Origin of the sequence: uncultured Cyclobacterium sp. (assembly GCF_963976465.1) — a bacterium.
Taxonomy (GTDB): domain Bacteria; phylum Bacteroidota; class Bacteroidia; order Cytophagales; family Cyclobacteriaceae; genus Cyclobacterium.
This window is the reverse complement of sequence record NZ_CAXBOC010000092.1, coordinates 1-13,289: the sequence shown is the minus strand read 5'-3', so window position 1 is coordinate 13,289 and position 13,289 is coordinate 1. Positions and strand designations below refer to the sequence as shown.

The 13,289-nt window shown below is 38.2% G+C and carries 13 protein-coding genes and 1 pseudogene; 9 read left to right on the top strand and 5 right to left on the bottom strand.

Annotated elements, in window-relative coordinates; all coding sequences use genetic code 11:
• The 4 genes and pseudogenes from AAC037_RS07340 to AAC037_RS07325 all read left to right on the top strand — a co-directional run.
• A pseudogene (locus AAC037_RS07340) lies at nt 1-195 on the top strand (MFS sugar transporter); the annotation flags it as partial.
• Between the two features lie 102 nt (nt 196-297).
• Complete coding sequence (locus AAC037_RS07335) at nt 298-1,263, top strand: TIGR03571 family LLM class oxidoreductase (RefSeq protein WP_339902367.1); 966 nt, start codon at nt 298-300, stop codon at nt 1,261-1,263.
• Between the two features lie 722 nt (nt 1,264-1,985).
• Nucleotides 1,986-2,786, top strand: coding sequence for an alpha/beta hydrolase (locus AAC037_RS07330; RefSeq protein ID WP_339902366.1), 801 nt, complete (start codon nt 1,986-1,988; stop codon nt 2,784-2,786).
• 2 nt (nt 2,787-2,788) lie between these two features.
• Nucleotides 2,789-3,904, top strand: coding sequence for an ATP-binding protein (locus tag AAC037_RS07325; protein ID WP_339902365.1), 1,116 nt, complete (start codon nt 2,789-2,791; stop codon nt 3,902-3,904).
• A gap of 275 nt (nt 3,905-4,179) precedes the next feature.
• Here the strand turns inward: AAC037_RS07325 and AAC037_RS07320 are convergent, their stop codons facing one another.
• Complete coding sequence (locus AAC037_RS07320; protein WP_339902368.1) at nt 4,180-4,248, bottom strand: hypothetical protein; 69 nt, start codon at nt 4,246-4,248, stop codon at nt 4,180-4,182.
• A 119-nt stretch (nt 4,249-4,367) separates the two neighbouring features.
• Here AAC037_RS07320 and AAC037_RS07315 point away from each other — a divergent pair, with 119 nt between their 5' ends.
• The 4 genes from AAC037_RS07315 (at nt 4,368) to AAC037_RS07300 (ending at nt 5,632) form a co-directional block, all read left to right on the top strand.
• Nucleotides 4,368-4,550, top strand: a complete 183-nt coding sequence (locus AAC037_RS07315; protein WP_339902364.1) for a hypothetical protein — start codon at nt 4,368-4,370, stop codon at nt 4,548-4,550.
• A gap of 352 nt (nt 4,551-4,902) precedes the next feature.
• The gene (locus tag AAC037_RS07310) at nt 4,903-5,148 is read left to right on the top strand and encodes a CopG family transcriptional regulator (protein WP_040417784.1); all 246 of its coding nucleotides are present in this window, start codon (nt 4,903-4,905) and stop codon (nt 5,146-5,148) included.
• On the top strand, nt 5,145-5,417 hold the full coding sequence (locus tag AAC037_RS07305) for a type II toxin-antitoxin system RelE/ParE family toxin (protein ID WP_339902363.1): 273 nt from the start codon (nt 5,145-5,147) through the stop codon (nt 5,415-5,417). Before AAC037_RS07310 ends, AAC037_RS07305 begins: the two co-directional genes overlap by 4 nt.
• Complete coding sequence (locus tag AAC037_RS07300) at nt 5,414-5,632, top strand: hypothetical protein (protein ID WP_339902362.1); 219 nt, start codon at nt 5,414-5,416, stop codon at nt 5,630-5,632. The genes AAC037_RS07305 and AAC037_RS07300 overlap by 4 nt, the downstream gene beginning before the upstream one ends.
• A gap of 152 nt (nt 5,633-5,784) precedes the next feature.
• On the opposite strand, the gene AAC037_RS07295 is transcribed toward AAC037_RS07300, so the two are convergent.
• From AAC037_RS07295 to AAC037_RS07280, 4 genes are all read right to left on the bottom strand, one after another.
• A complete protein-coding gene (locus AAC037_RS07295; protein ID WP_339902368.1) occupies nt 5,785-5,853 on the bottom strand; it encodes a hypothetical protein in 69 nt (22 codons plus the stop codon).
• 480 nt (nt 5,854-6,333) lie between these two features.
• On the bottom strand, nt 6,334-7,464 hold the full coding sequence (locus tag AAC037_RS07290; RefSeq protein ID WP_339902361.1) for a sialidase family protein: 1,131 nt from the start codon (nt 7,462-7,464) through the stop codon (nt 6,334-6,336).
• A gap of 53 nt (nt 7,465-7,517) precedes the next feature.
• Complete coding sequence (locus AAC037_RS07285; protein WP_339902360.1) at nt 7,518-9,179, bottom strand: DUF4038 domain-containing protein; 1,662 nt, start codon at nt 9,177-9,179, stop codon at nt 7,518-7,520.
• A gap of 255 nt (nt 9,180-9,434) precedes the next feature.
• Entirely contained in the window at nt 9,435-10,331 is an 897-nt protein-coding gene (locus tag AAC037_RS07280; RefSeq protein WP_339902359.1) for an alkaline phosphatase, read from the bottom strand.
• 512 nt (nt 10,332-10,843) lie between these two features.
• On the opposite strand from AAC037_RS07280, the gene AAC037_RS07275 reads away from it, so the two are divergent.
• Complete coding sequence (locus AAC037_RS07275) at nt 10,844-12,001, top strand: hypothetical protein (RefSeq protein WP_339902358.1); 1,158 nt, start codon at nt 10,844-10,846, stop codon at nt 11,999-12,001.
• The last annotated feature ends 1,288 nt before the right edge of the window (nt 12,002-13,289 follow it).

Below are 13,289 nucleotides of genomic sequence, written 5' to 3'. Positions count from 1 at the left end.
TTGCCAGGAACCGAAGACGTAGCATCTGCATTAAACATTGCTGCTTTTAACGTCGGTATTGCTATAGGTGCTTATGTAGGCGGAATAGTTGTAGAATCTAGCCTAGGTATTGAAGCTACTCCTTGGGTAGGTGGTATTCTAGTAATCGTAGGGTTCTTATTGACTCTCGTCCTATTTAAAAAAGAAAAAATATAATTGATAAAGCGAACATACACTACAGAAAGTATCTGGAATACTTAAACACATTATTCATCAGGCGTCTTATCGGATGCCTGATGAATTTAATTAAAACACACTATGAATTCATTTGATAAACTATACAAACCAGGTAAAATGACACTTGGTATAGAGTTTCCTTTAGACAATGATTGGTCAACCGAAGGAAATCGCAAACGTTTAGAAGACAACAGACCTTTTGGCGTACCTGATATTTCTAACCATTTAGCATTGGCAAAACAAATTGACGAAGCAGGGTTCGCAGCCTTATGGATGCGTGATGTTCCTGTGTACGACCCCAATTTTGGTGATGGTGCACAGTTGTTTGACACCTTACCGTACTTGGGTTATTTAGCTGCTGCTACCAAAAACATTTTGTTGGGTACGGCTGCCATAGTATTGCCATTACAACAACCTATAAAATTAGCAAAAGCCGCTGCCACCATCGAAAATTTAAGTGATGGCAGACTTTTGTTAGGCTTAGGTTTGGGCGATAGACCTGTGGAGTTCCTAATGTATGGTATCAATTACCAAGAGCGACCAAAGTTGTTTAAAGCACATCTGAAAATAATGCAAGAAGCTTGGAAAACGGAAAGTGATTTATCCCAATTTTATCCGTTTTTAAACCAAGATGTAGCTGTTTACCCTAAACCAAAAAACAAAATTCCTTTGGTAATAGCAGGGTATTCGGGACAAAGTATGGAGTGGATTGCCAAAAATGCGAATGGTTGGTTTAATTATCCCAAGACACCTGAAGAAACCTATCTAAATCAAAAGAAATGGTGCGAAGCTTTGTATGATGCCGATCAAGCTTGCAAGCCATACATTTCGGCATTCCACTTAAACCTATTAAAAGATGACAATGCTGAATTTAGACCACATCGATTTGGTGGTGGGGTTGGTGTGAATCATTTAACGGAGTTGCTTAAAACCTACGAAGAAATCGGCGTGAATCATATGGCACTGCACTTGCGCAAATCAGAAACTCCGGTAAGTGAGTCAATTGCTAAAATAGAGGAAAAGGTTTTGCCTTATTTTGGCATTTGATTAAAAAGCTTGCCTAGAATTTTTCTTTAGTTTAATGTATTCAAGTAAATATTTTCAATTTAAGTATTCAAATTAATAACACATTGTATATTGAAGAGACCCAAAAAAAAACATCAAATTTACTTTATATAAAATTATTTATAATGCTTATTTTCAATGATTTATGTTAATTTTTTATAATGTTTAAGTACATTATAAAAACCATTATTACTTAGGTAAAAGCGATTACTCCATGGCTTTCGTTTTCTTGTTGAAGTCTTGCCTATTTCCCACTGCCTAAGTCCGGACAATTATTAAGTTGATCATTAAAAGCTACTTCTATGAGGTAGATACTCCCTTATCTTTCTTGCTTTATTTACACCCAAATTTATCTCAGCCTTCAAGCATTTAGTTGTAGGTTTCAGGTTGTTTACTATAGGGGCAAAATGCCCTTTTTTAGGCGGACATTAGTAAGGCAACAAATTCCTTAAGCACTAAATCCAAGGACAATTTGAACATGCTTTTATAGGAACAGTAAATAATAATAGAATTTATTTAAGGTACTTAAATAACCATTAATGCTGTATAGATGGTGATTTTCAAGAAGGTAGCTAAATTACTAATTTCTTAGGACAATCAATACCTTAGACTTGTCCGTTCTCTTTGATAAAACTTGAAAGATTTATTTTATCAAAATAGGCCTAAATTGCTAAAATAGCCCGATTTTTGTTACAAAATGGCAGATGGAAAAAGCCATAATAAATAAGAACAATGTAAAACGGATAGGTAAAGGAAATCAAGCCATCCTTTTTGCTCACGGATATGGTTGCGACCAGAATATGTGGCGATTTATAACTCCGGCATTTGAAGAAGATTATGACATTGTACTTTTTGACCATGTAGGATCCGGTAATTCTAATGAAAGTCATTATGATTATCAAAAATACAATTCTCTCAATGGTTATGCCGAAGATGTCATTTCATTGATTGAAAACCTGGAGCTTGAAAAGGTGATTTTTGTAGGCCATTCTGTAAGTAGCATTATCGGTTTATTGGCAGCAACTCAACGTCCTGATTTATTCAAATCCATGATAATGATCGGACCTTCACCTTGTTATATTAATGATGAGGAGTACTTTGGAGGATTTTCAAAAAGTGACATTGATGAGCTTATCGAAACACTCGAAAGCAACTATCTTGGCTGGTCGAGTTTTATTACGCCAATAATTGTAGGAAACCCTGATAAACCTGAATTTTCAAAGGAACTGCACAATAGTTTTTGTAACATGAATCCGGATATTGCCAAACATTTTGCTAAAGTAACTTTTTTAGGAGATAATCGTTTAGACCTTAACAAGATGAGCATTCCCGGGTTGGTTATTCAATGTCACCCAGATACCATATCACCCGTGAAGGTTGGGAAGTATGTATATAATAACTTACAAAATGGCGAATATATGCTGCTTGAAGCCTCCGGCCACTGCCCCCACCTTACGGCACCTGAAAAAACGATAGCGGCTATAAAATCATATCTTAAGTCTTAATATTGGAACAGCGGAATTATACAGAGCATACGGAAGACCTTTATCAAAACGCACCTTTCGGCTATTTAACCATTTTGGTAACTGGTGAAATTATCAATATAAATAACACCTTACTCAATTGGTTGGATTTCGAGCGTGATGAGACTTTAAAAAATATCATTTTTCAGGATTTATTAGGAGTAGGTGAAAAAATTTTCTTTGAATCACGAGTAATGCCTTTATTGCAAATGCAGGGAGAGGTTTCCGAAATCAATCTTGAATTAAAAGGAAAAGGAACAGTACGCTTTCCTGCGCTAATCAATTTCAAAAAGATTCAAAGAGACCCCACTGATGCTCTGGTTTACAGAATTTCAGTACTTGACATTACACAACGGAAAAATTTTGAAAAGGAATTAATTAAAGCAAGAAAAGAAGCGGAAGAAAATGCCAACCGACTGAAACAGATCAATGTAGACCTGGAAAGGTTTGCTTATATTGCTTCTCACGACCTGAAAGCTCCTTTAAATACAATTGAAAGTATTGTTGCCTTAATAAAAGACGAAAATTTAGTGGAGCCGAATGGGGATAGGGATGAGTTATTTTCTTTAATTACGGTGAATACCAACCGCATGAAAATGATGATCAATGATTTGCTGGAATATTCAAGCATAGAGGATAATTCAAGCAAATTTGAACCGATTCATCTGAATGAAATTTGCTTGGAAGCTCTTGGAACTTTGGATGAAGCGGTACGCAAAAATCAGGCAATATTCAATATTCCGGAACTTCCTGAGGTAGCGGGAATTAAAATTCAGTTGGAACGGCTATTCCAGAATTTATTTTCCAATGCGATAAAATACCGATCAGAAGCAGACCCAATTGTAACCGTTTCTTGGGAAAAAACGGATACTTATTACACCTTCAGAATTAAAGACAATGGTATGGGCATTGAGCAAAAAGAACAAAATAAAATTTTCGGTTTTATGGAACGGCTGAATACATCTAAGACCATATCGGGTACAGGCATAGGCCTTTCCTCTTGTAAAAGAATTGTAGAAGCACATGGCGGCACCATTGGTGTCACCTCAGCACCGGGAAAAGGAAGCACCTTTTATTTTACCCTTCCAATTAAAAGGTAAGCTATGATCATTTTTTATTTATTAAATAACTTTCTCCGATGAACAATTTGAAAAGAACAATACCAAAGAGGAATTACAGCCAGCCTGCATCTTTGTGACAAGCATTATTTTTTTGGCCAAGAAAAAAGAGATCCATCAACTTTTGAAGTATTTCTTTTTGCTGACCAGGACTTCAATAACTTGGGAGAAATCAAAATTGAAGGTTAACAACAATTAATTGGAAACTATTTAAATTTGAGATTTTTTTCCACTGTATTATAATATCTACTTTACGCTCACCTCTGATACTTATTAAAATTCTCTGCTTGTTCAAAGATCTCTTTGTATACCTCATCCCTGTTCACAGGAGGGTAATCATTTTCGTCCAATAATATAATCAAGTCTACCTTCAATTGGAGCAGTCCCGCTTGCTCCAATCGGTATATTTTGCTTTGTCATCTACCACATCTTTCACCAACTGGCATTGGAAAAATCTGTCAACGTTACCCAAGCGCTTTTAGAGTATTCATCATCCACGAATTACACTGATGTACTGACCACCAAAAACAGCCTATTAAAAGCCCAATTAAACGGAGTGAGTGATAAACTGCAAGAATTACAGGCAGTCGTTCTGTTGTACCGAGCCCTAGGTGAAGGTTGGCAATAGTACAGTATTCAGGTGTATGTGAATTAGGTAGTTCTATTCTTTAAATCCAGCTTTTATAATTTCAAGTTCCGGTAAGAAAAATACTGTTTGTATAATAGCCTAATTTTGATGGATTGGAAAAAAGCTTTGCAACACTTTCATATACTTGGAGAGGTCCTTTATAAGGATGCTGATAATATCATCTATATCCGGCCAACATAAGTAACCGAACTGAATTAGGATATTTTTTAAGGTTATAGGGTATAGTTGGAATTTTTATAAAATGACATTCAATAATAGGGTACAAAATAAACAAGATGCATTGTATACTCGTTAAATATGGTGTATTATTACACCATAAACACACAAAAAAATGGCTAGACAAACTATCTCTGTTAATGAACCGAATGACCGTTGGATGAAACAAAAAATTGAAGAGAATGAATTCTCCAGTAAAAGTGAATTGATCAACGACCTGATTCGTAGACAAAGAGAACAAGAAGAGGAGCGTTTATTGTTAAGGAATGAGCTTATAAAGGGTGAAAATAGTGGACTATCGAATAAATCTATGGCTGAAATTCTTACAGAGGCTAAACAAAGGGTAAAAAATGGCCAATGAATTATGTTCTTACCCGCCAAGCAGAAGATGACCTTATTCAAATTTATCTTTATGGTCAAGTAGCTTTTGGTCCTACCCAGGCTGAAAAATACCATGGATCGCTAGAGAATACGTTTATTAGGATTGCCGAAAATCCTGAAATGTACCCTTTGGCAACTTCTATTCGTAAAGGTTATAGATATTGTGTTCATAGCTCACATACCATATTCTTCACAGTAGAGGATCAGGTCAGAATAGTTAGGATCATTGGTAAACAAAAATTTCCTTGATTTTAGATGTTCCATTCCGTTTATATAAGTTTTTTACACCAAAAATTGTTAATAAAAAAAGCGGCATCCCACCCAATATCGCACTCCGAATTCAGACCGTTTCTGGTGGAAGCGCCGAAATGTGGACTAAAATGCAGCACAAATATGACATGGTGCTAGCCATCAAAGAATTCGAGCGCAATAATCCAAAATTGAAAAGGTTTGAAAAAGCTTAGAATTTTTGAGAAGAAACATCAAAAAAAGATTACAATGTCTTTAACCGCTTTCGGGTCTCATTGGAATGAGGAGATATTATAATATGGAGGAAATATTGGCCTATGATATTTGAGATTGTTTTTAACACTGTTTTATAATACCCAATTTACGCTCACCTCTGATACTTATTAAAATTCTCTGCTTGTTCAAAGATCTCTTTGTATACCTCATCCCTGTTCACAGGAGGGTAATCATTTTCGTCCAATAATATAATCAAGTCTACCTTCAATTGGAGCAGTCCCGCTTGCTCCAATCGGTATATTTTGCTTTGTCATCTACCACATCTTTCACCAACTGACATTGGAAAAATCTGTCAACTTTACCCAAGCGCTTTTAGAGTATTCTTCATCGACGAATTACACTGATGTACTGACCACCAAAAACAGCCTATTAAAAGCCCAATCAAACGGTGTGAGTGATAAACTGCAAGAATTACAGCCAGTCGTTCTATTGTACCGAGCCCACCCTAATAATCATGCTATATGCAGAAAGGATATAGTTTTTAGTACCTGCTAATCAATTGATTCCAATAGAAATAAAACCTTCCAGGTTTCACTCGTCTAATTTTAATATCAGGCTGATGATCAACAAAACCCGGAAGGTTTGCGGATTTAACGTAATCATTACAATCAATAATTATATAATTAACCATTAATAATTATCAATTGTCCAAAAACGCCTCCCAATCCTTACCATCCGTAAGCCAGGCAAGGTTGAAAATGGCCATTTTACCTGAGTAGCCTTTTGGATCTTCGCCTTCCCCTTCAAAGAATAGGTAAATCAATCCTTCGCTTGGGGTACCGGCCCTTCCGGCGGTCATGGATGAATAGGCAAACTTGCCTTCTACCAGTTTGTTTACCGGCCAGGTTTTGCCACCATCGAAGCTGGCCCAGACGGTCCCATGGTTTCTGCCGTCATTGGATACTATATTGCTATATAGCAACACATCATGCCCTTCGATTGGCAGTCTAATCAAGCCTGCCATCAAGCCGTAATCCCCGCTTTGGTCTCCATCAGGCAATTCTTCACTGACGTATAGGCCTTCCCAGGTCTCTCCCCCATCTGTACTATGTGCAATATGCCTCATTCTTGGGTTCAAGCCATCGGTGGACAGGTGCCGGCGGGAATTGTAGTAGATGGTTCCATCGGAAAGTTCTGTCAGCGTGGCTTCGCCTGTTCCATTGGCAGGAAAAGGGGCGCTTGTGTGCCAGGTTTTACCTGCATCATCAGAATAAATGGCATTGGTATAATGGTTGGGCCAAAATTCCTTGTTGTTTCCTCCATCATAATTGCGGGTTGCCCGAATCAATCTGCCTTTCTTTTCACCGAATTGTAAGGTAATGCCATGCTCATTCATGTGCATGGAAGGTACATTTCCATTCTTGTCTCTTATTAGGCTTGTTTCTTCAGCTGCCCATGTTTTCCCATTGTCTTTGCTCCTGTACATTTTAAAAGGGGAAATGGGATGACCTTCTTCTACAAATGCCAAAATATCTCCTTTTTCTTCGTCCACAATGACTCCTCCTCCTTGAAAACCGGGCTCGGCAAGGGTAATGATTGGTTGCCAGCTTTTTCCTCCATCTTCACTCCTGCGTACCTGGTAACTTTTATTTCCCCAAGTAGCTACAACAGAACCATCCTTGGACGTCACCACATTGGGAAAACGCTCTCCTACAAAAATCTCTCTTAACTCAAAAACCGCTTTGCCATCATTCCAAAATTCATTTTTGGTTTTTTGATTGGCACAGGAACCCATAATCAAAAGGAGTGCGATAAATACTGATTGTCTCACTAGTATAAATTTTATTGGTACAAATTAAGAAATCAAAACAGGTAATAGTCAATTTAAATATTTTCCCTTTGACCAACAAGCAATACCCAAGGTTCATTGTCTGGGGCAGTGAAGGTCTGAACAGTTTCAGTCACAGAAGCTGCTGGCAAAAATGCTCCTGTCTTCGGATTGAACCATTGGTAAGGCATTTCAGGTGTTAACTCACTTAGGGTTATTTCTCCACCTTCGTTGAGATAGCTTACATAGAACTGACCAGCTTTTGCCAAGCAATGCATCCCTCCTGCCAGATCTTTTCGCCTCTCCATATCTGTAAAAGGCATGCCCTCCAAGGCACGTGCTACAAATCCCACATAGCGACTACCTTCCAGGTTCAAAGCTTCTCGCCAAGATACTTCAGAATTTGCCCATGCGGCCCATCCTACTTCATCAGGACTCACTTTCCACTGCCACATGCCACCAGCACCGTAAACAACGCCCATGGTGCCTCCTGACATCAACTGCATCCATGCCTCTTCTCCCTGCCACCAGCCTGAACCATTTCCCGGATCTCTTATTCCTTCATAAGTCGGTTCTCCATTGGCCACTGCTTTGATAGGCTTGTTCTCATACATTTGCTCTACTTTATCATAAATCTTCTGGGCAGTATGTCCTGTTTGTGCCCACTGAAAGTCCAGCCATTCGGCATCCTGATAGGCTTTATTGTAATGTATTTCATAGGTGTCCGGATCAGCCCATTCAGGGATAAAATCATCAAAAGGATTGTAGTGAATGCCGGTAGGCTGTTGGTAAGCATCCCAAGCTTCTACTGCTTCGCCCCCTTCTTTAACGCCTATTTCTCTACCCATTCCATCTGCCCCTACCAACCACATGGCAGGCCAAGCACCATAACGAGCCACCAAGTATTTGCAATAGCGGGCATATTCAACAGGATCAACATTCTTGCCCAATACCTCTTGTCCTTTCCACCCAAAACCATGAAAGACAGGTTGATAGACCGGTACAATTTCATGGGCAACAAGCATACCTATAAGGCTGTCCATGTATTGAAAATAATCTGCATTGATTTGATTGATATGGCCCTGAGGCAAATCCGAAAAAGCAACAGCAAAACCTTGATCCGTATCCCGAGCATTGGGGCCGGTAACTCCTTTGTCAGGCTGAATGGTCATAAGTAAAGCGGTATTAAAACCTTTTTCGCTACGATTTTTGGCGTAATGGGCCGTATTTTCATAGGTAGATCTCCAGGGCATGGCCCAAGGTGTATCACCCACCACGATAAAAGGCGTACCATCCGCATGCACCACATTTCGTTTGCCCTCAGACATGCGCAAAAGCCCATGACCTAACAATTGATTATTCCCGGTGTAGGCCACACTTTTTAGTCTTCCCTCTTGTCCATGCAAGCCGGTATCACTGCTATCAGAAGCGAGGGTATGCCACTTCCATTCGCCTTGAGCAACAGGAGAGGCAAAGCGAACTTTCCAGTTTTGCCCTCCATCCCAGAAAGCAGGTCGGCGTAGTTTTTGTCCCTCAGGGCCTATAAACTCAGCATACATTTCTGCATCCGTATAGGGATTGTTATAGGTATTGGCAGCCGTAAAAACCAGCTCTATTTCCTCCCACTGAGGGGCCTCAATGGCAGCTTTTTCGGATTGAGAGGGAGTACAACTAAAGAGAAAATTACTAATAACAAATAGAGCAAAGACAATTCTCATGGGCTTCAAAATGGTAATATTTAGGTGCAAAATTAAATCGAATTTGGCTTATTTGGAAAATCCACACCCAGCTTACCCTATAATAGTAACTGATAAATACAAATAAACATACATTGAGATAAATACAATAAGTATATGTTTAAAATATTTTCATTGCCTTAGATTTTGTAATTATATTTTATAATAGACCAAAAGAGTTAAAACATTGGTTTTTGTTTTCTCAACAAATTTTCAATATTCTTTTAAATGACCTATTTATTTAATGCTTTCCAAAACAGGTTTTCCTCTCCATACCTGTGGCATCTCCAAACCAAATATCCAGGCGATGGTGGCAGCAGTGTCATAGGTCATGATCAAGTCCGAGATTTCATGGTTCTTTTTTATACCCCTACCTTCAATAATCCAAGGGATATATATTTCTTCAAGACTTTTTTCTCCATGGCCTTTTCCGACTCCGCCATGATCTGAAGACAACATAAAGATGGTTTCATCAGCAATGCCCGCCTCTTCAATGGCCTGGTAAATAAGCCCAATTCTTTTGTCCATATTTTTGAGTTCCGCGTAATATTCCGGAGTATCATGTCCAATCCCATGTCCTACGCCATCAGGCTCATTCAGGTGGATAAACATAAAATTTGGTTTTTCCTCAACAATTATTTCCACAGCCTTGTGCGTACATAAATCATCTCCATCTACATGGGTAACTATATCTATGGCTCCTTTTTCTAGCAAGTATTCAATACCACCCCAACTAAAAACGGCGGCAGTCTTGGCCTTTGGCATTTGTTCCCTAATCAGGCCAAATATGGAAGGGTAAATCCCGTAATTGCCAATTTTGGCAGATGGAATTTCAGGTGTTTTGCTACCCCATTCGGTATATCCATGGGCAGTAGGACCTGAAGCCATCAACATTGAAGCCCAATTTACAGCACTTGATGATGGCAAAACCGTTCTGGCTTTCAGGCTATAACTTCCTGATTCCATGATCTTTTTTAAGTTGGGCATTTCTGCTTTGGGGAAGGCATAAGAACCTAAGCCGTCCAAACCCAACAATACCACATGTTTTACTTTTTTCACCTGGGCTTGCAAGGTACTAGCTGTCAGCAACATTGCCGGCAATAACAGAATTAAAGTTATTCTTTTACAATTCATTTATTTTCTTGGTTTATTATTAATTGATTCAACACAAATTAGGTATTCGAGGGCAAGTTTAATCAAATACTTATCAATTCAAAAGGCCGTTCATCCCAATGAAGGGATATAATCAGTCCTAATATAAAAGTTTGCCTTAGCCTATAGCTATAAATACCTTTTGATTGGTATTGACTTTCATTTAATAAATTTGACCTTAATTAAAAAATAAGAGTAAGAACAAGGTAATCACCTAGTTATAAATAATTGTAGGGCCTTAAAAATTAACACATCTTGCCCTGGTAACCCTAATTTAAACTCTCTTAGTAATGATGATAAAGCATTTAAGAATACTACTTTGTCAATAAAAATTCAACTCAATATTGTTAAAATAAGTGGTATATTGATTTTCAATTATTCCATTCGTTTTGATCCCATTTATTGAAAATAATTCTTATATAAGGAAAGCTATGGGCTTATTTCCCAAGAGCAAAAGAAAGTCAACAGCACAAAGAAACAGATTACCTATACCAATGAAAAAAACATTACTATTCTCCTTCTTTTTTATTTTAATATTAGGGAATACACAAGCCCAAGAAGTTAAAACCCCAAGTCATTGGCCCGATGCTTTCTCTTCAGGAGATCAGGGCAAAATGCATGTACAAGGCATGGCTTTGGATAAGAAAAACGGATTCATTTACCTTTCTTTTACAGATAGGTTGATTAAAATGGATCTTTCTGGCCGAACGGTAGGAAGTGTTAGCGGTTTTATCGGTCACCTGGGCGATTTAGATTTCAATGATGAAGATGGTAAAATCTACGGTTCTTTGGAGTATAAAAATGATGCGATAGGTAAAGGGATCAAAAAGACTTTGGGAAAGGAAGAGAATGCTGGAGTTAATGGTTTCTATATTGCCATTTTTGAGGGGTCCAAAATCATACGTGAAAATATGAATGCCGAAACGGAGGATTTGTTGCGTACAGTATATTTAGCGGAGGTTGTGCAAGATTACGAAGCTGAGGTAGCTGTAGGTGACAACTTTATATTGCACCGATTTGCCTGTTCAGGAATCGATGGACTTACCTTCGCCCCTTCCATAGGCAGCTCTAATCTTGATAAAAAATATTTGTATGTTGCCTATGGTATTTATGGTGATTTAGAAAGGGATGACAATGACCATCAGGTAATATTAAAGTATGATGTCTCAAATTGGAGTAAATATGTTAAGCAGCTATCGCAAGATAAATTGCATACCTCCGGTCCTAAAAAACCAAAAGGGAAGTATTTTATAAAAACGGGAAATACCCGTTATGGTATCCAAAATTTAGCCTACGATTCACATACGGGGAATTTGTTTGCGGCGGTATATAAGGGAAATAAAACCCAATTTCCTAATTATGATTTATTCGTTATTGATGGCCATCAAAAGCCTATAAATAGCCGCATCTCTTCCGACAATAAAAAAATAAAAGTCAAGACATTGTCTTTGCTACAAGCCGGGTCTAAGGATCTTGATACAGGTATTCGTGGTTGGCATATTAAATGGGGAGCGACGGGCTTGCAGCCTCTAGGAGATGGTTTGTTTTATATTTCCCAAAATGGAAAAAACGATGAGGGATTACAGCGTACGACCTTGTACAAATACAGATGGGTAGGCGATTCCCAAAATGCATTTGTCAGAGACAATTGAATTCGAATTTCAAATGATGATTTTGTCAGCATTGTTGCAGAAAAAAGGCAACAATACCGCCAAAATCAATTGACTTTGGATTTCCAATCCGGTGGCTCATGCCACCGGCTACAAAAATACCACCCCTACCGGGGTTTTCCGTTGGCATAATGGTTAATGTAGGATTTCGGTAAAAGACTGTGCCGTCATGATTTTGTCAGCATTGTTGCGGAAATGGCAACAATACCGCCAAAATCAATGAACGTTGGATTTCCAATCCGGTGGCTCACGCCACCGGCTATAATCAAGTCACCCTTAAAAGAGTTTACGGTTATAGTAAAGATAAAAATTTTGCTTTAATAGGAAGAGTTCCAAGTTCGGTTAATGGTCCAATTGACTAGATAGCTTTAGGTATGTCATTGAATCTCGACAAAGAAACTCTTTTATAACCACATGTTATTTCAGGTATTTTCGGCCTTCAAAGCTTATGGTTTTTGGAGATGGATGGAGGGTGTTAAAAAAATGAGTTAGCTCCAATAAGGAGATCCACTCATTTTTAGCCCGGAATTCAGCGCCAAAAATCAAATGATGGATACGCTAATGATCTATTTTCCCTAAACCTAATCCATCATTTGAAATAAGATTTGACAGCCTTGACCTTTTTGGTTCGTTTTTGGGTCAAGCCAAAAATGAACAGTGGGAATAATGAAAAATTAACCAGTCAGGTGAGATCGGGATTACAAGGTCAATTCATTTCCATGAGAAAACGTTCATCAGGGAGATTTTGTTAGCATTGTTGCGGTAAAAATCCACCGACTAATATCATGTCATCCCTAAAGGGGCTTACGGTTATCGTAAAGATCAAAATTTTGTTTTAACAGGGAGAGTTGCTAGTTAGGTTAATGGTCCAATTGGCTAGATAGTTTTAGGTGTTTCATTGAATCTCGACAAAGAAACTCTTTTATGACAGCATGTTATTTCAGGTATTTTCGGCCTTCAAAGCTTATGGTTTTTGGAGATGCATGGAGGGCGTTAAAAAAATGAGTTAGCTCCAATAAGGAGATCCACTCATTTTAAGCCCGAAATTCAGCGCCAAAAATCAAATGATGGATACGCTAATGATCTATTTTCCCTAAACCTAATCCATCATTTGAAATAAGATTTGACAGCCTTGACCTTTTTGGTTCGTTTTTGGGTCAAGCCAAAAATGAACAGTGGGAATAATGAAAAATTAACCAGTCAGGTGAGATCGGGATTACAAGGTCAATTCATTTCCATGAGAAAACGTTCATCAGGGAGATTTTGTTAG